Source organism: Pseudomonas fluvialis, assembly GCF_002234375.1.
GTDB lineage: Bacteria > Pseudomonadota > Gammaproteobacteria > Pseudomonadales > Pseudomonadaceae > Aquipseudomonas > Aquipseudomonas fluvialis.
Genome location: NZ_NMQV01000001.1, coordinates 106,971 through 130,247, shown reverse-complemented (window position 1 = coordinate 130,247; position 23,277 = coordinate 106,971). Strand labels below are relative to the sequence as shown.

15 protein-coding genes are annotated in these 23,277 nt (G+C 64.8%); 6 read left to right on the top strand and 9 right to left on the bottom strand.

All coding sequences use genetic code 11. The features are described from left to right. Window positions 1-55 precede the first annotated feature (55 nt). From prmA to aroQ, 5 genes are read right to left on the bottom strand one after another with little or no spacing between them, the layout of a single operon-like run. Complete coding sequence (gene prmA / locus CFY91_RS00570) at window positions 56-934, bottom strand: 50S ribosomal protein L11 methyltransferase (RefSeq protein WP_093984384.1); 879 nt, start codon at window positions 932-934, stop codon at window positions 56-58. A 26-nt stretch (window positions 935-960) separates the two neighbouring features. Next, on the bottom strand, window positions 961-1,821 hold the full coding sequence (locus tag CFY91_RS00565) for a hypothetical protein (RefSeq protein ID WP_093984383.1): 861 nt from the start codon (window positions 1,819-1,821) through the stop codon (window positions 961-963). Between the two features lie 60 nt (window positions 1,822-1,881). Further along, complete coding sequence (gene accC, locus CFY91_RS00560) at window positions 1,882-3,231, bottom strand: acetyl-CoA carboxylase biotin carboxylase subunit (protein ID WP_093984382.1); 1,350 nt, start codon at window positions 3,229-3,231, stop codon at window positions 1,882-1,884. Window positions 3,232-3,248: 17 nt separating this feature from the next. Continuing rightward, the gene (gene accB, locus CFY91_RS00555) at window positions 3,249-3,716 is read right to left on the bottom strand and encodes an acetyl-CoA carboxylase biotin carboxyl carrier protein (protein WP_093984381.1); all 468 of its coding nucleotides are present in this window, start codon (window positions 3,714-3,716) and stop codon (window positions 3,249-3,251) included. A 52-nt stretch (window positions 3,717-3,768) separates the two neighbouring features. Continuing rightward, window positions 3,769-4,212 carry a type II 3-dehydroquinate dehydratase gene (gene aroQ, locus CFY91_RS00550; RefSeq protein WP_093984380.1) on the bottom strand — a complete coding sequence of 148 codons (444 nt, stop codon included), beginning with the start codon at window positions 4,210-4,212 and terminating at the stop codon, window positions 3,769-3,771. Window positions 4,213-4,540: 328 nt separating this feature from the next. Here aroQ and CFY91_RS00545 point away from each other — a divergent pair, with 328 nt between their 5' ends. Then, window positions 4,541-5,680, top strand: a complete 1,140-nt coding sequence (locus CFY91_RS00545; protein ID WP_093984379.1) for an acetyltransferase domain-containing protein — start codon at window positions 4,541-4,543, stop codon at window positions 5,678-5,680. Between the two features lie 145 nt (window positions 5,681-5,825). Here CFY91_RS00545 and CFY91_RS00540 read toward each other — a convergent pair whose 3' ends face one another. The 4 genes from CFY91_RS00540 to CFY91_RS00525 all read right to left on the bottom strand — a co-directional run bounded on the left by CFY91_RS00540 (window position 5,826) and on the right by CFY91_RS00525 (window position 13,673). Further along, window positions 5,826-7,877 carry a TonB-dependent receptor gene (locus CFY91_RS00540; RefSeq protein WP_093984378.1) on the bottom strand — a complete coding sequence of 684 codons (2,052 nt, stop codon included), beginning with the start codon at window positions 7,875-7,877 and terminating at the stop codon, window positions 5,826-5,828. Between the two features lie 305 nt (window positions 7,878-8,182). Further along, entirely contained in the window at window positions 8,183-9,919 is a 1,737-nt protein-coding gene (locus CFY91_RS00535) for a protein-disulfide reductase DsbD (protein WP_093984377.1), read from the bottom strand. A 76-nt stretch (window positions 9,920-9,995) separates the two neighbouring features. Beyond that, window positions 9,996-11,954, bottom strand: coding sequence for a methyl-accepting chemotaxis protein (locus CFY91_RS00530; RefSeq protein ID WP_093984376.1), 1,959 nt, complete (start codon window positions 11,952-11,954; stop codon window positions 9,996-9,998). Window positions 11,955-12,062: 108 nt separating this feature from the next. Further along, window positions 12,063-13,673 carry a diguanylate cyclase gene (locus CFY91_RS00525; RefSeq protein ID WP_093984375.1) on the bottom strand — a complete coding sequence of 537 codons (1,611 nt, stop codon included), beginning with the start codon at window positions 13,671-13,673 and terminating at the stop codon, window positions 12,063-12,065. 254 nt (window positions 13,674-13,927) lie between these two features. On the opposite strand from CFY91_RS00525, the gene CFY91_RS00520 reads away from it, so the two are divergent. From CFY91_RS00520 to CFY91_RS00500, 5 genes are all read left to right on the top strand, one after another. Continuing rightward, window positions 13,928-14,992, top strand: a complete 1,065-nt coding sequence (locus tag CFY91_RS00520) for a DUF2333 family protein (protein ID WP_093984374.1) — start codon at window positions 13,928-13,930, stop codon at window positions 14,990-14,992. Beyond that, entirely contained in the window at window positions 14,992-15,525 is a 534-nt protein-coding gene (locus CFY91_RS00515; RefSeq protein WP_093984373.1) for an NUDIX hydrolase, read from the top strand. Before CFY91_RS00520 ends, CFY91_RS00515 begins: the two co-directional genes overlap by 1 nt. Before the next feature lie 225 nt (window positions 15,526-15,750). Continuing rightward, window positions 15,751-16,122 carry a translation initiation factor Sui1 gene (locus CFY91_RS00510; protein ID WP_093984372.1) on the top strand — a complete coding sequence of 124 codons (372 nt, stop codon included), beginning with the start codon at window positions 15,751-15,753 and terminating at the stop codon, window positions 16,120-16,122. Window positions 16,123-16,218: 96 nt separating this feature from the next. Then, the gene (gene speA, locus CFY91_RS00505) at window positions 16,219-18,132 is read left to right on the top strand and encodes an arginine decarboxylase (protein WP_093984371.1); all 1,914 of its coding nucleotides are present in this window, start codon (window positions 16,219-16,221) and stop codon (window positions 18,130-18,132) included. A gap of 202 nt (window positions 18,133-18,334) precedes the next feature. Next, entirely contained in the window at window positions 18,335-23,239 is a 4,905-nt protein-coding gene (locus CFY91_RS00500) for an alpha-2-macroglobulin family protein (RefSeq protein ID WP_093984370.1), read from the top strand. Window positions 23,240-23,277 lie beyond the last annotated feature (38 nt).

Here is a 23,277-nt window from a genome sequence, read left to right as displayed (position 1 = left end):
AAGCTGCAAGCTACCCTGTCTCACTAGCAGGCTGTCCGCCCCGAGCGACAACAGCTCAGCGACGTACGCCGCTGATGCGCACCCAGCCATCCTTTTCCGCCGTGGGGTCGAGGATGAAGTCGGCCTGGTAGGCGGCACGTACCTCCTCGGCCTGCTCGGCAAGAATGCCGGAGAGCACCAGGTGGCCGCCCTGGCGCACATGCTGGCTGATGATCGGTGCCAGCTGCACCAGCGGGCCGGCGAGGATGTTGGCCAGCACCAGGTCGAAGGTGTCTGCGGGCATCTCGCTGGGCAGATAGAGCGGGAAGCGTGCCGCGTCGATGCCGTTGCGCGTGGCGTTGTCACGCGAGGCTTCCAGCGCCTGCGGATCGATGTCGGTGCCGCAGGCCTGCGTGGCGCCCAGCAGCAACGCGGCAATCGCCAGAATGCCCGAGCCACAGCCGAAATCCAGCACGTTGCAGTCGTGCAAAGACTGGCCGTCCAGCCACTCCAGGCACAGTGCCGTGGTAGGGTGCGTGCCGGTACCGAAGGCCAGGCCAGGGTCGAGGTGCAGGTTGACCGCCTGCGGCTCGGGGGGCTGGTGCCAGCTGGGTACGATCCACAGACGCTGGCCGAAGCGCAGCGGTTGGAAATTGTCCATCCAGCTGCGTTCCCAGTCCTGGTCGGCAATCTGTTCGACCTGATGAGCCGGTAGCGGGCCGCCGGTGAGCAGCGCCAGGTGGGCCAGCAGCGCCGCCGGATCGGTGTCGGCTTCGAACAGTGCCAGCAGATGGGTATGGCTCCACAGCGGCGTGGTGCCCAGGTCTGGTTCGAAGATCGGTTGGTCTTCGGCGTCCATGAACGTCACCGATACCGCCCCCACATCCAGCAGGGCATCTTCATAAGTAGCGGCCTGCTCCGGGGTGATGGCGAGACGAACTTGTAACCAGGGCATGACAAAAACCTCGAGGCGGCAGCCTGTTAAGCGGCGCTCAAGCTTACTTGAGCGGCCTGCGAGGCGCCAGTTGAGGCATCCAGGCGTTGCAGGCCGCGATAGGCCAGATGGCTGGTGCCGCTGGCCAACAGGGCCGGCAGCAACAGGTTGACCAGCGGCAGCAGAACCAGGCAGAGCATCAGCACGCCGTAGACGATCAGTGCCCCGCGTTGCAGGCGGGCCACCTGCAGTTGTTCGGCGGCGCTGGCTAGGTCATGCAGGGTGTAGGGCAGCAGGAAGCGCAGGTTCAGGTAACCGAGCAGGATCAGCAATAGCACGCCGTTGAGCAGCGGGACCAGCAGGCATAGCAGGGTGCCGGCGCCCAGACCCAGCCAGGGCACCAGGTAGTATTGCCCGGTGCGCAGCGGGTGGCCGCTTTGTTTGCGGCGTCCGTGCAGTTGCGGGTAGTGGCGCAGTGCGCGGCGGCGGGCCCTGGGCAGGAGCAGCCAGGGTAGCAGCAGGCGAATGCTGACCAGCACCGCGCCGGCATACAGGGCGATCAGAATGAGCAACGCCAGGGCTGCGGCATACAGCGCCGCCAGCGCCATGGCCGGGGCGATACCCGCCATGCCGCTAAGGGTGGCCGGGCCACTGCTGGCCAGGCCCGGTAGCAGTCCCAGGGTGCCGGCGCCGAGCACGACAAAGGTGGCGACCACGCCGGCCAGTTGCGCGATTAGCTCGAAGTAGTGGTAGAACAGCCAGAGCCACAGGCTGCTGAGCAGTATGCAGAGCCCTGCCGAACCGAGTAGCAGGGTGGGGTGCAGGCTGCTGCGCAGGGCCAGCAACAGGCACAGGCCGGCCTCACGGAAGGCATCCGTACAGGCTTGGCCGAGAGAAGACAGTGACATGACAGGCATCCGTGCAAACAACAGGGGCCGCATTATGCGGCCCCTGTTGTCAGTGCGGCGTCACTTCTTGCCGAGTTTGTGCTCGAGGTAGTGAATATTCACGCCCCCCTTGCAGAACCCTTTGTCGCGTACCAGGTCGCGGTGCAGTGGCACGTTGGTCTTGATGCCGTCGACGATGATTTCGTCCAGGGCGTTGCGCATGCGCGCCATGGCCTCGTCGCGGTCCTTGCCGAAGGTGATCAGCTTGCCGATCAGCGAGTCGTAGTGCGGCGGCACGCTGTAGCCGCTGTACAGGTGCGAGTCGACGCGCACGCCATTGCCGCCCGGGGCGTGGAAGTGCTTGACCTTGCCAGGGCTGGGCATGAAGTTGTCCGGGTCCTCGGCGTTGATCCGGCACTCGACCGAGTGACCGAGGATCTTCACGTCTTCCTGCTTGATCGACAGCTTGTTGCCAGCGGCGATGCTGAGCATCTCCTTGACGATGTCGATGCCGGTGACCATCTCGGTGACCGGGTGTTCGACCTGTACGCGGGTGTTCATCTCGATGAAGTAGAAGTGGCCGTCTTCATAGAGGAACTCGAAGGTGCCGGCGCCGCGGTAGCCGATCTCGATGCAGGCATCCACGCAGCGCTTGAGCACTTCGGCGCGGGCCTTTTCGTCGATCTGCGGGGCGGGCGCTTCCTCGATGACCTTCTGGTGGCGGCGCTGCAGCGAGCAGTCGCGGTCATACAGGTGGATGGCATTGCCCTGGCCGTCGGACAGCACCTGGACTTCCACGTGGCGCGGATTGCCGAGGAACTTCTCCAGGTAGACCATCGGGTTGCCGAACGCGGCACCGGCTTCGGTGCGGGTCAGCTTGGCCGACTTGATCAGGTCTTCTTCCTTGTGCACCACGCGCATGCCGCGGCCACCGCCACCGCCGGCGGCCTTGATGATCACCGGGTAGCCCACTTCGCGGGCAATGCGCAGGGCTTCGCCTTCGTCTTCCGGGAGCGGGCCGTCGGAGCCCGGTACCACCGGTACACCGGACTTGATCATGGCGTCCTTGGCCGACACCTTGTCGCCCATCAGGCGGATGGTCTCGGCTTTCGGGCCGATGAAGGCAAAGCCGGAGTTCTCCACCTGTTCGGCGAAGTCGGCGTTCTCGGCGAGGAAGCCGTAGCCCGGGTGGATCGCCGTGGCGCCGGTGACTTCCGCCGCGCTGATGATCGCCGGGATGTTCAGGTAGGACTGCGCGCCGGCCGCCGGGCCAATGCACACCGACTCATCGGCCAGGCTGAGGTGCATCAGATCGCGGTCGGCTGTGGAGTGCACGGCCACCGTCTTGATGCCCATTTCCTTGCAGGCACGCAGGATGCGCAGGGCAATTTCGCCACGGTTGGCGATCAGGACTTTTTCCAGCTTGTGCATTGCAGGTTCCCCAGGCATCAGACGATGGTGAACAGGGGCTGGTCGTACTCAACCGGCTGGCCGTTTTCCACGAGGATCGACTCGATCACGCCGCTGGCTTCGGCTTCGATGTGGTTCATCATCTTCATGGCTTCAACGATGCACAGCACGTCGCCCTTCTTCACGCTCTGGCCGACCTCCACGAAGTTTGGCGAGGTCGGCGAGGCGGCGCGGTAGAAGGTGCCGACCATCGGCGAGCGGCTGACGCTGCCGTTCAGCTTGGGCGCCGCCGGGGCGCTGTCGCCTGCAGCGGGTGCGCCTGCAGCGGCCGGTGCCGGTGCCGGTGCAGCAGGCGCGGCAACCGGTGCTGCCGCATAGACCTGCTGGGCCGGCACTTTGCTGTGACGGCTGATGCGTACCGATTCTTCGCCTTCGTGGATTTCCAGTTCGTCGATACCGGACTCTTCCAGCAGCTCGATCAGTTTCTTGACTTTACGAATATCCATGGCGGTTGACTCCCAAGCTCAGGTTTAACGGTAGTGGCGGCGCTGTAGTGTTTCAGCGCGCGGCCAGTTGTTCGATTGCCGCATCCAGGGCCAGGCGGTAACCACTGGCGCCCAGGCCGCAGATCACTCCGACGGCCACATCGGAAAAGTAGGAGTGATGGCGGAAGGCTTCGCGTTTGTGCACGTTGGACAGGTGCACTTCGATGAATGGGATGCTCACCGCCAGCAACGCGTCACGTAGCGCGACGCTGGTATGCGTAAAAGCGGCCGGATTGATGAGGATGTAGTCGACGCCTTCCTGGCGCGCGGCATGAATGCGCTCGATCAGTTCGTACTCGGCATTGCTCTGCAGGTGCAGCAGGTGATGGCCGGCATCGCGGGCCTGCTGCTCCAGTTGCTGATTGATCTGCGCCAGGCTGGTGGCGCCGTAGACGCCCGGTTCGCGGGTGCCGAGCAGGTTGAGGTTGGGGCCGTGGAGTACCAGGATGGTGGCCATGGGGCAGTCCTTTCAGGGAGCAGAGAGCGCTGGGCGCACAAGTGTGCACGGACTATGCCCAATGGCGCGTCCGTTGTCAGCAGTTCTCTGCACTTTCCAGGGGGATGGCCGCCAATGGCTTTTAGGACTGCTCTAAGGTAGCCCGGTATTGCCGGGCAACTTCAGGTGCTAGATGACTTCGAAGTGGTTAATCCAACCTAGACGGTGGGTTAGGTTTTTCTTCCGTTGCTGCAGGTAGAGTCCCTTGTCGAATGGGGGCGGTGTGCATCGATATTTCGATTAATGTTATTTTATTACGTTAATTTACTTGTGCTACGCGAAGCCTTCCATGCCCTCCAGTCGCCTGCTTTCGATCGATGCCCTGCGTGGTTTGGTCATCCTCTTCATGTTGCTCGATCATGTTCGCGAAACCTTCTACCTGCACCAGCAGGTCGGCGACCCGATGGACGTGACTGCTACTGATCCTGCGCTGTTCTTCAGTCGTGCTCTGGCGCATTTGTGCGCGCCGGTGTTCATCCTGCTTACCGGACTCTCGGCATTTCTCTACGGCGAGAAGCAGATGAGTCGCGCAACGACCAGCACCTTCCTGTTCAAGCGCGGGCTGTTTCTGGTGCTGCTGGAGTTCACCCTGGTCAACTTCGCCTGGACCTTCCAGATCCCGCCTACGGTGATCTACCTGCAGGTGATCTGGGCCATCGGCCTGAGCATGCTGGCGCTCTCTGCGCTGCTGTGGCTGCCGCGTGCCGTGCTGGCAGTGCTGGGCCTGGTACTGGTGGCCGGGCACAACCTGCTCGATGGGCTGCACTTTCCTGTCGAGTCGGCCATACACATCCCCTGGGCGGTGCTGCATGAGCGTGGATGGCTCGAATTTTCCGACGCGCTGCGCCTGCGCACCTCCTACCCGGTGTTGCCGTGGATCGGTGTGATTGCCCTGGGCTACGTGATCGGCCCCTGGTTCCGCGCTGCGAGCGTGCCTGAGCAGCGTTTGCAATGGCTGCGTCGTAGCGGTTTTGCTGCTCTGGCGCTGTTCGTGGTGCTGCGCTTTGTCAATGGTTACGGCGAAAAGCCGTGGGCGGTTGGAGAAACCGGGCTGCAGACGCTGATGAGTGTGCTGAATCTCACCAAATATCCGCCGTCACTGCTGTTCCTGGCGCTGACGCTGGGCATCGGCCTGCTGTTGCTGGCCTACTTCGAGCGCCGCAACGATGGGCGTGCGGTGCGTACCCTGGCCGTGTACGGCAGTGCACCGATGTTCTTCTACCTGCTGCACTTGTATCTGCTGAAGCTGTTCTATGTCGCCGCCTTTGCTATCTGGGGCGCGAACCAGGGGCGTTACTTCGGCTTCGATTCGATGGGCTGGATTTGGGCAGCGACCTTGGTTCTGGCCGTGCTGCTGTTCCCGCCCACGCAATGGTTCGCCCGGCTCAAGGCGCGCCGCCGGGACATTCGCTGGCTGAAGTACCTCTGAGAACCTCTGACCCAGGGGGCGCACGGTGCCCCCTGGGTTTGCTGGCAGCACCCTCTTCTGCGTGTAGGAGCCCGCTTGTGGGCACTGGCTGACTGACACGATCGCCGGCAAGCCGGCTCCTACAGATTTGGCTTCGGGCCAGAATCTACAGCTTCATATTCACCGACAGATAGGCCGAGCGGCCCGGAGCAGGGGAGAACATCGGCTGGTCGTCACCGCCCCAGAAGAAGTTGTCGAACCACACGTACTCATACTCGCGGTCGGTCAGGTTCTTCAGTTGCAGGTCGAGACTGGTGGTGGTCGATACCTGATAGCGCACGTTGGCATCGAGCACTGCGAAGCCGCCGTACTTGCCCTGCTCGTTCAGCTCGTCGATGTAGTAGTCGCCCTGTGCACGGGCCGACAGGCCGAAACGCCAGGTATCGTTGAGCTGGTAGTCGACGCCGGCATTGCTGATGTAGCGCGGCGTGGAGAACACCTCCTTACCTGACAGCGACTGCCCGCCAGCGGTAAAGGCGCTGACCACCTTGGCTTCCTGGATGGCGTGCGAACCCCACACGGTCCACTGATCATTCAACTGTGCGCTGAGCTGCATGTCGATGCCGCGACGCTTGGTTTCACCCAGGCCGACAGTGGTGCCGGTACTCGGCATGTTGGCCACTTCGTCGGTGGCTTCCTGTTGCCACACGGCGATGCGCGCTTCGGAGCCGGCGAAGGGTTTGAACTTCACACCCACTTCCTTGCCGGTGTTGATCGATGGTTTGTACGAGGCCTGGCCGACAGTCATGTAGGCGGGTGCAGTGGAACCCGTGAGGACCTGGAAGGTACGGCCCCAGTTGGCATAGACGTTGATGTCCGGCGTGATGCTGTACACCACGCTGAGTTTGGGTTGTTCGATCCAGCCATAGTCCTGCAGTTTGGCCTTCTCACCGCTCATCAACTCGGTGTTGCCGGAGAATGTGTCCACCCGGTAAGCCGGGATGATCTTCAGCTGCTCGATGGGCTGGATGATCGCCTGGGCATAGGCGCCGGTGTTGTACAGGGTGTAGCTATCGTCGTTCTGCGTACGGGCCGGCGGCGCGTCGAAGTCGGTGGGGATGCCGAAGTTGTAGCGGTAGCGACGGTACTCGTTGTTCTGCTGCTCGTAGTTGATGCCGCCATCGAGGGTCAGCATCTCGTGGGCACGCCAGGTCAGGTTGCTCAGCGCGCCGGTCTGCCGCTCCTGCCACTGGCGGCGCTGGCGCGGGGCGTTGCCGACCGGGTAGTCGGTGAAGGTCACGGTGCGCTCATCGTCGTAGCTGTTGTAGTACAGCTTGTTGCTCAGGCTCAGGTCGTCGCTGAGCTGGAAGTCAGCATGCACGCCGAGGTGCTTCATGTCGCGGTCGTCACCGTCATTGGCGTTCTTCGCTGGCGACCGCTTGCGGCTGGCGGCCAACTGCTGCGCGGTGAGAAAGCCCGGCTCCTCTGCCTCATGATGATAGAGGCGGGCAACCAGACCGAGCTTCATGGTTTGTTCGTCATCGCTGACGAACCACTTGCCGCCCAGGGAATATTTGTCGGAGTCGCTGTGGTCGCGAAAGCCAGCGGAGTCCTGCTTGGCCAGGAAATAGTTCTGCGCGAAGTTGCCTTTCTCATGACCAACTGCCAACTGCAATTCGCGTGTATTGAAACTGCCGTAAGTCAGGCGGCCATCGGTGTAGTTGCCGCCCTGGCGGGTAACAAAGTTGATGTTGCCGCCGATGTTGTGTAGCCCGTAGCGCGGGTCATTGGTGCCGCGCACAACTTCGATGTAGTCGATGTCCAGCGGGAAGATCATGTCGATGAAACGCTGGTTACCGCTGTTGACGTTGCTCGGCACGCCGTCGATCAGGGTCTTGATGCCGTTGATGTAGCCCTCGCCGTTGAAAGCGCGGAAGGTCACCTTGCCGGATTCGGCGCCCATGCGCGTTTCGGTCAGTTGGATGCCGGGCATCTGGCCCACCAGCTCCCAGCTGTTCATCACGGTTTTATCTTCGATCTTGTCGCTGCCCATGATGTCGACCGAGGTCAGGATGCTGTCTGTGCGTAGCGTACCGCCGGCATCCGGGGTGACGTAGACCGAACCAAGGGAAACGGTGGAGTTGCCGGATGAATTGGCATGCAGGTCGGAGGCAAGCAGAACGGTGAGAACGGCGAGGGAGGCCGAGGTGGCTTTCATGGGTATTCCTAGCGTTGCGTTTTCTAAATGTCGGGGGCTACGGGGGCTGACAGCGCTTCAGTGTCTTGCGAGCGCTCCGCTTGGGCAGGGGCTGGAGGATTTGCTTTTGATAAATATGTTATACCATAACATATTCTTTGCGGCCGGCCAGCCTGCCAAGTGCGGATTGATGCCGGAAGTACCTGTCCAACGCCGTGGGTGGCGCCACGGCCTGCGCCATGCGCCTCATCGCGGAGGGTTCGAGGTGTGGCTGCCTAGGGATGCTCAGAAGTCAGTCGGAAATGTAGGACTACTTCAGGCGATCCTTAGCGACGGGCGTTGGCCTGGTCAAGGCGCTGGCTGAAGGCGGCGGCATCGATTTCGCCGACCACACGCAGGTCCTGCCACTCCTCGCCGTTGCCGGCAATCAGCTGGATGGCTGGCGGGCCGAACAGTTGGTAGCGGTCGAGCAGGGCGCGTTGCGCCGGATTGCTGGCAGTGATGTCGAAGCGCAGCAGGCGCCAGTCCTGCAGGCGCTGTTGTACCTCGGCCTGGCTGAACACCTCGCGTTCGATGACCTTGCAGCTCACGCACCAATCGGCGTACCAGTCCAGCGCGACTTTCTGTCCGGCACTGCGTGCAGCGGCCAGGGCGCTGTCCAGTGCCTCGGGGGTATCGATGGTTTGCCAGTCGTGTGCTGCGCTGCTGCTGGCTGGCGCACTGTCGGCTGACAGGTTGCCCAGCGGGCGCAAGGGATCACTGTGCCCCTGCAGGGCGCCGAACCAGGCGGCCAGCGCGTAGCAAAGCAACAGCAGACCGACAAGCTGGGCCATTTTCTGTCGCGGGCTTTTCGGGGTGAGTTCCAGGGCACCGAGAAACAGCGCCACGCCGGCCGCCAGCAGGCCCCACAGCAATAGGCTGAGGGCGCCCGGCAGGACCCGTTCGAGCAGCCAGATGGCTACCGCCAGCAGTAGTACGCCAAAGGTGTTGCGCACCGTCAGCATCCACTGCCCGCCGCGTGGCAACAATGCGCCGCCGCCGGTGGCGAAGAGGATCAGTGGAGCACCCATGCCCAGTCCCAGGGCGAACAGTTTCAGGCCGCCGCCCAAGGCGTCGCCGCTGGCACTGATGTAGAGCAGGGCGCCGGCCAGCGGCGCTGATACGCAAGGGCTGACCAGCAGGCTCGAACAAACGCCGAGTAGCGCGGCACCGACCACCGAGCCGCCGCGCGTGTTGCCGGCCAGGCGGTCCAGCGGGGCGCTCAGCCAGTGCGGCAGGCGCAGCTCGAAGAGGCCGAACATGGCCAGGGCGAATACCCCGAAGAAGGCGGCAAAGGGCACCAGCACCCAGGGCGACTGCAGGCGGGCCTGCAGGTTCAGTTCGGCGCCAAACAGCCCCATCAAGGCGCCCAGCAGGGCAAAGCACAGAGCCATCGGCAGCACATAGGCGGTGGACAGCACCAGGCCGCGCAGTCCGCCGATCTCGCCACGCAGGACCACGCCGCCGAGGATCGGCAGCATGGGCAGTACGCAAGGGGTAAAGGTCAGGGCCAGACCGCCGAGGAAAAACAGCGCGATACTGTGCCAGTCCAATGCGCTGGCAGCGCCGCTGCTGCCGATCTGTAATTCGCGGGTTTCTGGCGGATAGCACAGGCCGAGGTCGGCGCAGCCCTGATAGCCCACGCGTAGGGTAAAGGGTTGTTGATCGTTGTGGCGCAGTTCCACGTCGAGCAGGCCGTAGTAAACCTCGACATCGCCGAAGAACTCGTCCTGTTTGGCCTGGCCTGGAGGGAGCTCGACGACCTGCAGGGCCACTGTGGCCGGTTCCGCGGTGAAGCTCAGGCGGTGGCGGTACAGGTAGTAGCCTTCGGCGTTGGTGAAGCGCAGGCGCACAACGCCTGGACTGCTGTCGACCAGGTCGAGGCGGAAGGCCTGCTCCACCGGCAGGAAGTCGCTGCTGTTGTTGAGCGGCGCGCCGAGGGTGCTGGCTGGCCGGCTGTCGAACAGGCTGGCCAGGGCGGGCAGGGTGAACACGAAAAGCAACAGGGGCAGCAGACGACGCATGATGAACTCGCAGGAACGGCTGAGCGTGCATCATAACGGACTGCGTCAGCCGGCAGCAGGTTCAATCGGTCGCAGGTCACACCTGGAAACGATGCACGGTGTGTTGCAGTTGTTCGCTGAGATCGCGTAGCTGTTCGCTCTGTTGGCGGCTGCTGGCGATGCGCTGCAGGTTGGCGCTACCGCGTCGGTAGATGTGTTCGCTGTGCTGGCTGATCTGCGCGGTGTTGTCATGTTGCTGGGCGCTGGCCTGGGCGATGCGCTGCACCCGGTCGGCCATGGTGCGGATGGCCTCGACCACGGTATCCAGGGCGCCTTCGGCGGCTTGTGCCTGGCGTGCGGTACCTTCGGCCTGCTCCACCTGTTGGCGCATGGCGCCCAGTGACTGCTGGGCGGCTTGCTGCAGGCGCGCGGTGAGCTGCTGGATCTCCTCGGTGGCACTGGCGGTGCGCTGCGCCAGCGTGCGCACCTCGTCGGCGACCACCGCAAAGCCGCGGCCCAGCTCGCCGGCGCGGGCGGCCTCGATGGCGGCATTCAGGGCCAGCAGGTTGGTCTGCTCGGCCACCCCGCGAATCACGCTGAGCACGCTGCCGATGTTGCCGCTCTCGTGGGCCAGTTGCTCGATGGCCTGGGCGCTGCCGCGGACTTCGCCAACCAGGCCGTGCAGGCCATGCAGGCTCTGCTCGATGACCCGCTGGCCTTCAGCGACCGCAGTGCCAGCGGCGTGGCTGGCGCCGGCCGCCTGGTCGGCGTCGCCGGCCACCTGGCCAATACTGTCCTGCAGGTGGGCCAGGGCGTCGCGAATCGAGGCTGTTTCCGCGGCCTGTTGTTCGCCGCTGTGTTGCAGCTCTTCGCCCAGTCCGGCGAGGTGCTGGCTGCTGGCGGCCAGCGCGCCGGCATGCTGGCGGATTTCCCCGACCAGGGTCTGCAGGTATTCGCGCAGGCGTTGCAACGACTGCTCGATGGCCTGCAGTTCGACGATGCGCGAGGACAGTTGCAAGGGCTGGCTGAAATCGCCCTGTGCCCAGGCGCTCAGTTGCGGCACCAGCTGGCTGAGCAGGCGGGTCAGGCTGCGCTGCATGCGGTCGATGAGCAGGGCGATGGCGAGGATCAGCAGGATCAGGCCGATCTGGATAGTCCGTACATCCTGCTGGATGCGCGCCTGTTCGGCCTGGACCAGCGGCTCCAGGCCGGCCAGGGCCTGCTGCAGGGCGTCGATACGCTGCTGGGTGTCGCTACGCAGTTGCAGGCGTTGTTGCACCAGTGCGCTGGTGCGCTGCAGCTCATCGGGGTAGCGCCGCAACAGGTAGGCCAGCTCGCGCTTGAGTTCGCTGCCGCGGTCCTCGCTTTGCTGTTGCTCGCTGCTGTCCAGCTCCAGCAGGGCGGCGAAGCTGCTGCTGGCGCTGGCTGTGGCTTGTTCGCCGAGTAGCGGCAGGCCCTGCAGTTGCTCGGCCAGCCCCTGCAGCTGCTGCAGTTCGCGCTGGATGGCTTGCAGATGCTGCTCCTGCCCCTGGCTGACATAGCGGCCACGGGCGTGTGCCAGGCGCAACAGATGCAGGCTGCTGCTCTGCAGGGGCGCCAGGTAGCGCGCGGCATCGTTGTGCTGGCTGCTGCTGGCATAGCGTTGCAGTTGTTCGAGGTTGCCGGCCAGTTCGCGTTCAGCCTGCACGAGCAGCCCTTGCGGGTCGCCGGCGAGCTTGCCGGCGGCCAGTAGCGGGTTGGCGATGAAATCCTGCAGGTGCAGCAGGCTGGGACGCAGTTGTTCGGCCAGGCTGTTCGGTAGCGTGTCGATGCGCGTGGCCAGTTGCCGGGCGGCCTGTTCGGCCTGCTGGTGACGTAGTGCATCGCCACTGTCCAGGTAGGCCAGTACCTGCCCGGCCACCTGTTGCTGGAAGGCCTGGCTGAGTTGCAGATACAGGCTCATCAGGCGCTGAGGCTGCTGCAGGGCGCGTTGTGACCACCACAGGGTGGCGGCCAGGCTCAGGCATACCAGCAGGAGCAGTGAAGTATTGAGGTTGGTCAGGCTTTTCAGGCGCATGGCAGCAATCGACCGCGGCAGGGAATGGCGGCAGGTTATTGCGCTGCTGTGTCAGTTTTGTGACGACGACTGCTTGACGCTGAAAAAGATGGCCAATGGCCGCCATGCCTACTCAGCGCAGGCAATCTGGTTGCGCCCGCCGTGCTTGGCCTGGTACAGCGCCTCGTCGGCGCGCTTGGACAGGCTCTGCGCGTCCTCGCCTGGGCGGAGCAGGGCAATGCCACCGCTGAAGGTACAGGAGAGGTCTTCGGGTTGTGCCGGGTAGTGGATTTCCGCAAAGCGCCGGCGGATCTCGTCGAGGACCCGCTGCGCGGCCTCCAGCTCGGTATCCGGCAGTACCACGGCGAACTCTTCACCGCCATAGCGGCCAATGTGGTCGGTCTTGCGCAGGCGCTGTTTGAGGAACAGCGCCAGGCTCTTGATCACCCGGTCGCCCATGGGGTGTCCGTAGCTGTCGTTGACCTTCTTGAAGTGGTCGATGTCGAGCATGGCGAAGCACAGTGGCTGGCCGTCGCGGGTAGCCCGCAGGCGGGCATCTTCGAGCAGTTGCAGGGTGTGCGTGTGGTTGTACAGGCCGGTCAGGCTGTCGCGCACCATGCGTGCTTGCAGGCTGCGTGCGCGCGTCGCGCGGGTGCGCACAGTGGCGATCAGGTGGCGGGGCTTGATCGGCTTGGTGAGGAAGTCGTCACCGCCCTCGCTCATCGCATCCAGCTGCTTCTCCAGATCGTCCTCGGCGGACAGATAGATGATCGGAATGCTTACGTAGCGCTCGTGCTGGCGAATCACCTTGGCCAGTTCGGTGCCCACGCAGCCGGGCATATACATGTCGAGAATGATCAGCTCGGGATTGAAATCGGCCAGTACGTCCAGCGCTTCCAGCGGCTCGGTGAGGGTGCGGGTGACGATGCCGGCGCTGTTCAGGACCATCTCGGTGTGCGTCACCTGGGCGCGCGAGTCATCGATGATCAGTACCTTGAAAGGCTCGTAATGCGCGGTGTGGCTGAATTGCTCGACCCGTTCGAGGATGGTCGAGGCGTCCAGGCTGTTGCAGTAGAAGTCCAGTCCGCCGGCGCGTACGGCCTGCAGGCGGGTAGCGGTATCGCTGTCCTGCTCGCTGAAAAACAGCACGGGGATGCGTTGCTCGAGGCCCTGCTGTGCCTCCTCGGCGAGCAGCAGGCCCTGCTTTTCGCCGGCAAAGTCCACTTCCATGAGGATGGCCAGCGGGTGGCGGGCGGCCATGGCCTGGCGGAAGGCCTGGCTGTCCGGGCAGCCTTGGGCAATCAGTCCGTAGGAGCTCAGTTGCTGTTCCAGGCGCAGGCGTCGTTCGTTGTCCTGCAGGGCCAGGTAGACCGGCTTGCGCAGCGGCGGCAGGCTGGTCTGTTCAAACTGGTCGCCATGCCGCAGGCCGGTGCGTGAGAGGCGCTGCATGAGCTGGTTGAGCTCGCAGATCAGTTCGCTGGACAGGCGGTTGCGGTTGGCGGCCACGCCCTGCAGGCACTGCTCGATGCCCTCGGCGATCTGGCAGTGTTCGGGCTGTTCGAAGCGCTCGGCATAGCGCAGCAGGCGCTGGTTGCCCTCCTGCAGCTCGTCCATTTCCTGCTTGGACCAGGCGTTGCGCTGCAGGCGTTGCCACACTTCCAGTACCTGGCGCGCCTGGTTGATCACGCGCTGGGCAAAGTGCTGCTTGAGGCGGTCGCTCTGGTCTTCGTGCTCGCTCATGTCTGGCAGGCTGTCCCTGGTCTGTCTGACTCCGGTGATGGCGCGATGCTATCAGCTTATTGGCGCCAGGCAATTGCCGTTTCTACTCTGTTTACATCCTGTTGTCGAAAAACCTGTGCAACTGAGCAGATTGTTCGGCTAAGCCATCATGCAGGCGCTGCCTGGCAGCGTGCCTTGGCTTATAGTGCGTCAACTGCCCGGTGTCTGTCCGCGACCGGGTCGATGCTCTGCTCACCGAACCTGAAGGAATTGCCATGTTTGACTGGATGAAGCGCTCCACCGCGGCGCGCGACCGGGTCGAGGACTCGCTGGATGATGTGCGCAGCTATCTGGGCGGCGCCTGGCTCAGTCGCGCGCTGGGCCTGACGCTGGGCCTGTACCTGCTGGCGGCCTTGCTGGTGGGCTGGTACTGGAGCCAGGAGCCGGCTGCCTTCCCGGTGCAGCAGCAGGCGCAAGCCGCGGCGGAACAGGCGCAGCGTCGTCTGGTCAATGGCTACACCACGGTGGAAACCCTCAAGCAGGTGGCCAATACCTTGCTCGGCAAGCCGGGTGGCTACCTGAGCAACGACCTGGCGCCGCCCGGCCTGTGGCTGGACAACATGCCCAACTGGGAATACGGCGTGCTGGTACAGGTGCGTGACCTGTCGCGTGCCCTGCGCAAGGACTTCGCCCGTTCGCAAACCCAGTCCACCGAGGACCCGGACCTGGCCAAGGCCGAGCCGCGCTTCAATTTCGACAACAAGAGCTGGGCGCTGCCGGCCTCGGAGGCTGAGTATGCCGAAGGCATCCAGGCGCTGGAGCGCTTCCAGGCGCGCCTGGCCGATCCCAGCGAGGCCAATGCGCGCTTCTATAGCCGTGCCGACAACCTCAATAACTGGCTGGGCGATGTCGCCACGCGCCTGGGCTCGCTGTCGCAGCGCCTGTCGGCCAGCGTTGGCCGCGTGCGCCTGAACACCGATGCGGTGGAGAGCGCTTCGGCGCAGGCCGAACAGATGGCTGCCGAGCAGCGGGTCAAGACGCCCTGGCTGCAGATCGACAATGTGTTCTACGAGGCGCGTGGTCAGGCCTGGGCGCTGGCGCACTTCCTGCGCGCCATCGAGGTGGACTTTGCCGACGTGCTGGCCAAGAAAAATGCCACGGTCAGCCTGCGGCAGATCATTCGTGAGCTGGAGGCTGCCCAGGAGCCGTTGTGGAGCCCCATGGTGCTCAATGGCAGTGGCTACGGCGTGCTGGCCAACCACTCGCTGGTGATGGCCAACTACATCTCCCGCGCCAACGCCGCGATCATCGAACTGCGCACCTTGCTGAGCCAGGGCTGATGGTCATCAGCGCCCGTGAGGCGGCGCATCGCGCTGCCTCGGATGCCGAGCTGATCGCCTGGGTCGACGAGCAGGATCGCTTGCTTGGCGGCCTGCCGCGTGCCGAGTTGCGTGAACGTGGGCTAATCGGCCGCGGTACCTTCATCCTGCTGTTCAACAGTGCCGGACACCTCTGCGTGCACCGGCGCAGCCTGAGCAAAGCCGTGTATCCCGGCTATTGGGATGCGGCCGCCGGCGGCATGGTGGGAGCTGCGGAGAGCTATGCCGAGTCGGCTGCCCGTGAGTTGGCCGAGGAGCTGGGCATTCGTGACGTTGCGCTGGCCGAGCATGGGCGCTTTTTCTTCGATCAGCCAGGCAACCGGCTGTGGTGCGCCGTGTATTCCTGCGTTTCCGATGCGCCGCTCAGCCTGCAGCCGGAAGAGGTGCTGGAAGCCTGCTTCCTGGCAACCGAGCAGGTCCTGCAGGACGCCCGTCAGCGCCCCTATTGCCCGGATTCGCTGCAGGCCTTGCAGCGTTACCTGGCACATGCTTAAGGCGCATTGCGCGGGGCTTGTGCAGTATTTGCGGTGAGCCTGTGGGCTATGCTGCACAAGGTCGCCAATCCGTCGCTGGATGGCGCAATTTGCCACTTAGCAGGGTATGGCTTTGCCCTTACACTGCGCGGCCTTCACGGTCTGGCCTGATGCGCCACGGCCTTCGTGGCGTTGCCCCTGGCCGAGCGGGGCCTGCCTGTCCTGACCCCTACTGAGGAAAAGCCGGTGGTCAAGAAAGCTTCGTCATTGTCAGCCCTGGGTGGGCTGGTTTACTCCACGGACGCGGGGCGGCATTGTCCGGCGTGCAGTCAGCCGCAGGACGCCTGTCGCTGCGCCGAGGTGCAGCGTCCGGTTGGTGATGGCATCGTCCGGGTGCGCCGGGAAACCAAGGGGCGTGGCGGCAAGACGGTTACCACCATCAGCGGTGTGCCGCTGGCCGATAGCGAACTCAAGGCCCTGGCTAGTGCGCTCAAACAGCGTTGCGGCTGTGGTGGCGGGCTCAAGGACGGGGTCATCGAGATCCAGGGTGACAAGGTCGAGCTGTTGCTCGAAGAGTTGGCCAGGCGCGGCTTCAAGGCCCGCAAATCCGGCGGCTGATCGGCCGCATACGGCCGTGTCACACGGCTGTTCATCTATCCGTTTCATCATGCTGCCCACCGGGCCGGCACCTTGCCTCATTGACAGGAGATTGCGATGGCCGCACGACGTACCCGTAAAGACGATGGCAGCCAGTGGACTGCTGCCGACAGCCGCAGCGTGTATGGCATTCGCCACTGGGGCGCCGGTTATTTCGCCATCAGCGACGACGGCCGTGTGCAGGTGCGCCCGAAGGGGCCGGACAGTGCGCCGATCGATCTCTACGAGCAGGTTGAACAGTTGCGCGAGAGTGGCCTGTCGCTGCCGCTGCTGGTGCGTTTTCCGGACATCCTGCAAGACCGTGTGCGTCGCCTGACCGGCGCTTTCGACGCGAGCATTGCCCGCCTCGACTACCAGAATCGCTACACCGCGCTGTACCCGATCAAGGTCAACCAGCAGGAGGCGGTGGTGGAAAACATCATTGCCACCGCCAATGTATCGATTGGCCTGGAGGCCGGTTCCAAGCCGGAGCTGCTGGCCGTGCTGGCGCTGGCGCCGAAAGGCGGCACCATCGTCTGCAATGGCTACAAGGACCGCGAGTTCATCCGCCTGGCGCTGATGGGGCAAAAGCTCGGCCATAACGTGTTCATCGTCATCGAGAAGGAGTCGGAGGTCCCGCTGCTGATCGAGGAGGCCGCCGAGTTGCAGGTGCTGCCGCAGATCGGTCTGCGGGTGCGGCTGTCCTCGCTGGCGTCGAGCAAGTGGGCCGATACCGGCGGCGAGAAATCCAAGTTCGGCCTGTCCGCGGCACAGATCCTCAAGGTCGTGGCGCGCCTGCAACAGGCTGGACTGGAGCAGGGAGTGCGCCTGCTGCACTTTCACATGGGTTCGCAGATCGCCAACATTGCCGATTACCGCAAGGGCTTTCGCGAGGCCATCCGCTACTACGGCGAACTGCGCGCACTCGGCCTGCCGGTCGATCACATCGATGTCGGTGGTGGACTGGGTGTCGATTACGACGGCACGCACTCACGCAATGCCAGTTCGATCAACTACGACATGGACGACTATGCGGCCACGGTGGTCGACATGCTCAAGGAGTTCTGCGACCGCCAGGATATCCCGCATCCGCATATCTTCTCGGAAAGCGGCCGGGCGATGACCGCGCACCATGCCCTGCTGGTGGTGCAGGTCACCGATGTGGAGCGCCATAACGATGCCGTGCCGCAGGTCGACCCGGCGCAGGAACTGCCCGAAGTGCTGGCCAACCTGGTCGAGCTGCTCGGCGATAGTGACCCGGAGATGGTCGCGGAAAGCTACTGGCGGGCGACGCACTACATCGAGGAAGTCGCCGCGCAATACTCTTCCGGCAAGCTCAGCCTGACCGACAAGGCCTTGGCCGAGCAGTGCTATTTTGCCATCTGCCGGCGCCTGCACAATCAGCTCAAGGCACGCCAGCGTTCCCATCGCGCGGTACTCGACGAACTCAACGACAAGCTGGCCGACAAGTACATCTGCAATTTCTCGGTGTTCCAGAGCCTGCCGGATACCTGGGCGATCGGCCAGATCCTGCCCATCCTGCCGTTGTCGCGGCTGTGCGAGGAGCCGCTGCGCCGCGCCGTGCTGCAGGATCTGACCTGCGACTCCGACGGCAAGATCCGCCAGTACGTCGACGAGCAAAGCATCGAAACCAGCCTGCCGGTGCATGAGTTGCGCGAGGGTGAGGACTACCTGTTGGGTATCTTCCTGGTAGGTGCCTACCAGGAGATCCTGGGCGACATGCACAACCTGTTCGGCGATACCGACTCGGTGAACATCTACCAGCGTGAGGATGGCAGCGTGTACCACGCCGGCATCGAAACCCACGACACTATCGAGGACATGCTGCGCTATGTGCATCTGTCGCCCGAAGAGCTGATGACGCTGTATCGCGACAAGGTGGCCGGTGCGCGACTCACGGCTCGCGAGCGTACCCAGTACCTGGATGCCCTGCGCCTGGGCCTGACCCGCTCCTCCTACCTGGCGCCCTGAGCCCCGGCCCCGAGCCGGTGACTGTGCTGTCTGGCAGGGCAGGGCGTCGCGGATTTTGCTGGGCGTGCCACGTTGCCCCAACGTGGCCTGGGCTATAGTGCCGGGGTTTTTTCTGTCTGCCCGGCCAGTGCGGGAAGCATTTCCCGCGGCGCCGGTCTCAGGCGGCTGTCGTCCTTCCTAATCCGCGCCTGCTGGAGCCCCCATGCCGAACAAGGGATTGCTTTTGGCCTTGCTGCTGAGCCTGCTCAGCGGCTGTGATTCTTCTACCTCGGAAAAAGCCAGTGTCAGTGCCGTGGCCCCGGTGGCGTCCAGTGCACCCAGTGCGCGCCAGGCAAACCGTGACCTGCCGGCGCTGGCCGAGCGCTATGCCGGCCAGGCACTGCGTCTGGCGGATGTCGCGGAAGTGCAGCGCGATGGCGCCAGCACGCTGAACCTGACCTTCAATATTCCCCTCGACCCCGAGCAGCCCTTTGCCGAGCGGCTGCACCTGGTCGACAGCGTGGCCGGCAAGGTCGATGGCGCCTGGGAGCTGAGCGACAACCTGATGGAGTTGCGCCTGCGTCCGCTGGAGCCCAAGCGCAAGCTGGTGCTTACCGTGGATGGCGGGCTGCGTGGCGTTAACGGCCAGCGCCTGGGCAAGGAGCAGGAGCATCGCCTGGAAACCCGCGATCTGCAGCCCAGCGTGGGCTTTGCCAGCCGTGGCTCGTTGCTGCCGACGCGGCTTGGCGAGGGCTTGCCGGTGATCGCGCTGAATGTGCCGCGTATCGATGTGGAATTCTTTCGGGTGCGCCAGGAGCAGCTTCCGCGCTTCGTCAGTCGCTGGGGACGCAGCAGCAGCCTCGACCTCTGGGAGTCGCGTGAACTGCTGAAGATGGCCGAGCTGGTGTATGCCGGGCGCTTCGACCTGCAGCCGGCACGCAATACCCGGGAAACGCTCTGGCTGCCGATGGCCGGTATTGAGCCGCTGCAGGAGCCGGGAGTGTACCTGGCGGTGATGCGCCGCTCCGGACAGTACGACTACAGCATGCCGGCGACCCTGTTCACCCTGAGTGACATTGGTCTGTCGGTGCATCGCAGTCGCCAGGCGCTGGATGTGTTTGCCCAGGCGCTGCAGGGCGGCAAGCCGCTGGGCAAGGTGCATCTGCAACTGCTCGACGAACAGGGCAACCAACTGGCCGAGGCCGTCAGTGATAGCCAGGGGCATGCCCAGTTGCCGCTGAGCAAGCCGGCGCGCCTGTTGCTGGCGACCCAGGATGGCCAGACCAGCCTGCTCAACCTGCAGGGCGCGGCGCTCGATCTCGCCGAGTTCGCCATTGGCGGGGCGCCGGCACTACCGCGCCAGTTCTTCGTATTCGGTCCGCGCGATCTCTATCGTCCCGGGGAAACCGTGCTGCTCAACGGCCTGCTGCGTGATCGCGATGGTCGCGCCGGCGAGGCCTCGCCGATTGCCGTGGAGCTGTGGCGTCCCGACCAGCAACTGAGCCGCAGCTTTGTCTGGCAGGCCGATGACAGTGGCCTCTATCAGTACCGCCTGCCGCTCGCCGAAGAGGCACCAACCGGCCGCTGGCAGCTGCGTTTCGATCTCGGTGATGGCCAGCAGCAACGCTATGAATTCCTGGTCGAAGACTTCCTGCCCGAGCGCCTGGCCCTGGATATCCGTGGCAGCGAGCAACCCCTGAGCCCCCAGCAGAACGCCGAGTTCCAGCTCAGCGGACGTTACCTGTACGGTGCGCCGGCTAGTGGTAACCGTGTTTCCGGGCAGCTCTTCGTGCGTCCGCTGCGCGAGGCGGTAGCCAGCCTGCCGGGTTTCCAGTTCGGTTCGCTGACCGAAAGTGAGCTGAGCCAGGACCTGGAGCTGGAAGAAACCAGCCTGGATAGCCAGGGGGAAGCACGGCTGAGTATCGATAGCCAGTGGCAGGAGGTCCGCTCGCCTGTCCAGCTGATCCTCCAGGCCAGTCTGCAGGAGTCCGGCGGCCGTCCGCTGACCCGTCGTCTGCTGCAGCCGGTCTGGCCGGCCGAGCGCCTGCCGGGGCTGCGTGCACTGTTCGATGGCGAAGAGGTGGATGCCGACAGTCAGGCTGAGTTCGAGGTGCTGCTGGCCGATGTCGCCGGCAACAAGCTGGCCAGTGACCAGCTGCGCGTGCGGCTGATCCGCGAGCAGCGCGATTACTACTGGAACCATTCCGACAGTGATGGCTGGACCCAGCGCTACAACGAGCGCTTCATCACCCTCAGCGAAGACAGCCTGAGCGTGCCCGCCGGCGGCACGGCGAAAGTCAGCGTGCCGGTGGAGTGGGGACCCTACCGCCTGGAAGTGCAGGACATGCACAGCGGCTTGGTCAGCAGCCTGCGTTTCTGGGCGGGTTACCGCTGGCAGGACAACGCCGAGGGCGGCGCGGTGCGTCCCGACCAGGTCAAGCTGGCGCTGGACAAGCCGGCCTATGCCGGTGGCGACGAGGCTCGGGTCACCCTCACCCCGCCGAGTGCCGGCAAGGGCTACCTGCTGGTCGAGTCGGCGGATGGCCCGCTGTGGTGGCAGAGCATCGAGGTGCCGGCCGAAGGCAAGACCTTCACGGTGCCGATCAGTGCCGACTGGGCACGTCATGACCTGTACCTGAGTGCGCTGGTGGTGCGTCCCGGCGAGCGCAAGGCGCAGGTCACGCCCAAGCGTGCGGTTGGCCTGCTGCACCTGCCGCTGGCCCGTGAGCAGCGCAAGCTGGCGCTCAGCGTGCAGGCGCCCGAGCGCATGCGTCCGCTGCAGCCGCTCAAGGTGCGCATCAAGGCGCAGCGTGCCGATGGCTCGCTGCCCAGTGAGGTGCGCGTGCTGCTGGCTGCGGTGGATGTCGGCATCCTCAACATCACCCAATACGCCACGCCCGATCCCTTCCAGGCCTTCTTCGGGCGCAAGGCCTACGGCCTCGACCAGCTGGACGTCTACGACCAGTTGATCGAAGTCGGTCAGGGACGTGCCGCCAGTCTGGCCTTTGGCGGTGACGCCGCGCTGGCCGGTGGCGGCAAGCGCCCGCCCACTAGCGTGACCATCGTCGCCGAGCAGAGCCAGGCGGTGCGCCTGGATGCCCAGGGCGAAGCGGAACTGAGCCTGGACATTGCCGATTTCAATGGCGAGCTGCGCCTGATGGTGCAGGCCTGGAACGACGAGGAGTACGGCATGGCTGAAGGCAAGACGCTGGTCGCCGCGCCGCTGATTGCCGAGCTGTCGATGCCGCGCTTCCTGGCCGGTGGTGACCGCAGCGAGCTGGCCCTGGATCTCAGTAACCTCAGCGGGCAGGCGCAGCAGCTGGAGGTCGAGCTGTCAGCCGATGGCCTGCTGCAACTGCTTGGCAACACGCGTCAGCGTGTCGAACTGGCGGCCGGCCAGCGCCTGACCCTGCCGCTGCAGGTGCAGGCGGGCGGTGGCTTCGGTAGTGGCACGCTGGCGGTGCGCGTCGACAACCTGCAGCTGCCCGGAGAGCCCGCCGCGCCGTTCAGCCGGCAGTGGACGCTGGGCGTGCGCCCGGCCTATGCGGCCGTGACCCGCCAGCACCTCGCGGTACTCAAGGCCGAGCAGCCCTTCGAGCTCAGCCCGGCGCAGCTGGAGGCTTTCGAGCCTGCCGGCCTGCAGGCCGTGCTGCAGTTGTCGAGCCGTCCGCCGCTCAACCTGGGCGAGCAGATTCGCGCCCTGCAAGCCTATCCCTACGGCTGCCTCGAACAGACCACCAGCGGTTTGTATCCCTCGTTGTATGCCGATGCCAAGGCCATGGCCCGCCTGGGTATCAGCGTGGAAGCGGAGTCTGAGCGGCAGCGCAAGATCGAACTGGGTATCGAACGCCTGCTCGGCATGCAGCGCCACAACGGCAGCTTTGCCCTGTGGAGCAGCGATGGCGAGGAAGAGTACTGGCTGACCGCCTATGTCACCGACTTCCTCCTGCGCGCCCGCGAGCAGGGCTTTGCCGTGCCGGCCGAGGCCCTGCAGCGCGCCAATGCGCGCCTGCTGCGCTACCTGCAGGAGCGCCAACTGATCGATCTGCACTATAGCGACAGCCTGGAACATAGCCGCTTTGCCGTGCAGGCCTATGCCGGCTATGTCCTGTCGCGCAGCCAGCAGGCACCGCTGGGCGCGCTGCGTTCGCTGTTCGAGCGGCGCAGCGATGCACGTTCCGGACTGCCGCTGGTACACCTGGCCGCGGCGCTCAAGGCGATGGGCGACGCGCCGCGTGCCGAGCAGGCGCTGCTCGCCAGCCAGGCGATTCGCCGACCGGCGCGTGACTGGCTGGGGGACTACGGCAGCGAACTGCGCGACGAAGCGCTGAGCCTAGCGCTGCGCGAGGAACATGGCCTGGGCGACGACCTGGAGCAGCGGCTGCTGCAGCTGTCGCAGCGCGCGGTACGCAGCGAGTACTGGTCGACCCAGGAGCGCAATGCGCTGTTCCTGGCCGGACGGCGTCTGCTGGATCGTCCTGAAGGCAGCTGGCAGGTCAGCTTGCAGGCCGGCGAACGGCAGCGCCAGTTCAGCCCTGCCGAAGCCGGCGTGACCTTGCAGGGCGACTGGCTGCAAGCGCCGTGGCGCCTTAGCCAGGCGGGCGAACAGGCGGTTTACCAGCAGCTCAGCCTGTCCGGTTATCCGCGTCAGGCGCCGGCGGCCGGTGGCGATACGCTGAGCATCGAACGCGAGTACTACGGCCTGGATGGCCAGCCGCTGCAGCTGGAGCAGCTGCGCAGTGGTGACCTGGTGCTGGTGCATCTGGCGGTACGTGCCGAGCAGCGCGTCCCCGATGCGCTGGTGGTCGACCTGCTGCCGGCGGGCCTGGAGCTGGAGAACCAGAATCTGGCCGGCAGCTCGGCGTCCCTGGAGGATGCCGCGAGCAACCTGCGTGACTGGCAGGAGAAGATGCAGAACGCGCGCATTCGCCACCAGGAATACCGTGCTGATCGCTACGTCGCCGCGGTGGATGTCGACAGCTACGACACCACCCACCTGCTGTACCTGGCGCGGGCGGTGACGCCGGGGCGTTATCGGGTGCCGCCGCCGCAGGTCGAATCGATGTATCGCCCGCAATGGCAGGCCGTCGGCGAGACAGCGGACTGGCTGGTGGTGAAGGGGCGCTGAGCATGGCCGGGCTCCGGTGCCGCCGGTTGCGCGCCTGC

What these genes read in the sequence shown, in the direction of transcription:
- prmA (WP_093984384.1), bottom strand. Translation starts at nt 934, where the DNA reads ATGCCCTGGTTACAAGTTCGTCTCGCCATCACCCCGGAGCAGGCCGCT.
- CFY91_RS00565 (WP_093984383.1), bottom strand. Translation starts at nt 1,821, where the DNA reads ATGTCACTGTCTTCTCTCGGCCAAGCCTGTACGGATGCCTTCCGTGAG.
- accC (WP_093984382.1), bottom strand. Translation starts at nt 3,231, where the DNA reads ATGCACAAGCTGGAAAAAGTCCTGATCGCCAACCGTGGCGAAATTGCC.
- accB (WP_093984381.1), bottom strand. Translation starts at nt 3,716, where the DNA reads ATGGATATTCGTAAAGTCAAGAAACTGATCGAGCTGCTGGAAGAGTCC.
- aroQ (WP_093984380.1), bottom strand. Translation starts at nt 4,212, where the DNA reads ATGGCCACCATCCTGGTACTCCACGGCCCCAACCTCAACCTGCTCGGC.
- CFY91_RS00545 (WP_093984379.1), top strand. Translation starts at nt 4,541, where the DNA reads ATGCCCTCCAGTCGCCTGCTTTCGATCGATGCCCTGCGTGGTTTGGTC.
- CFY91_RS00540 (WP_093984378.1), bottom strand. Translation starts at nt 7,877, where the DNA reads ATGAAAGCCACCTCGGCCTCCCTCGCCGTTCTCACCGTTCTGCTTGCC.
- CFY91_RS00535 (WP_093984377.1), bottom strand. Translation starts at nt 9,919, where the DNA reads ATGCGTCGTCTGCTGCCCCTGTTGCTTTTCGTGTTCACCCTGCCCGCC.
- CFY91_RS00530 (WP_093984376.1), bottom strand. Translation starts at nt 11,954, where the DNA reads ATGCGCCTGAAAAGCCTGACCAACCTCAATACTTCACTGCTCCTGCTG.
- CFY91_RS00525 (WP_093984375.1), bottom strand. Translation starts at nt 13,673, where the DNA reads ATGAGCGAGCACGAAGACCAGAGCGACCGCCTCAAGCAGCACTTTGCC.
- CFY91_RS00520 (WP_093984374.1), top strand. Translation starts at nt 13,928, where the DNA reads ATGTTTGACTGGATGAAGCGCTCCACCGCGGCGCGCGACCGGGTCGAG.
- CFY91_RS00515 (WP_093984373.1), top strand. Translation starts at nt 14,992, where the DNA reads ATGGTCATCAGCGCCCGTGAGGCGGCGCATCGCGCTGCCTCGGATGCC.
- speA (WP_093984371.1), top strand. Translation starts at nt 16,219, where the DNA reads ATGGCCGCACGACGTACCCGTAAAGACGATGGCAGCCAGTGGACTGCT.
- CFY91_RS00500 (WP_093984370.1), top strand. Translation starts at nt 18,335, where the DNA reads ATGCCGAACAAGGGATTGCTTTTGGCCTTGCTGCTGAGCCTGCTCAGC.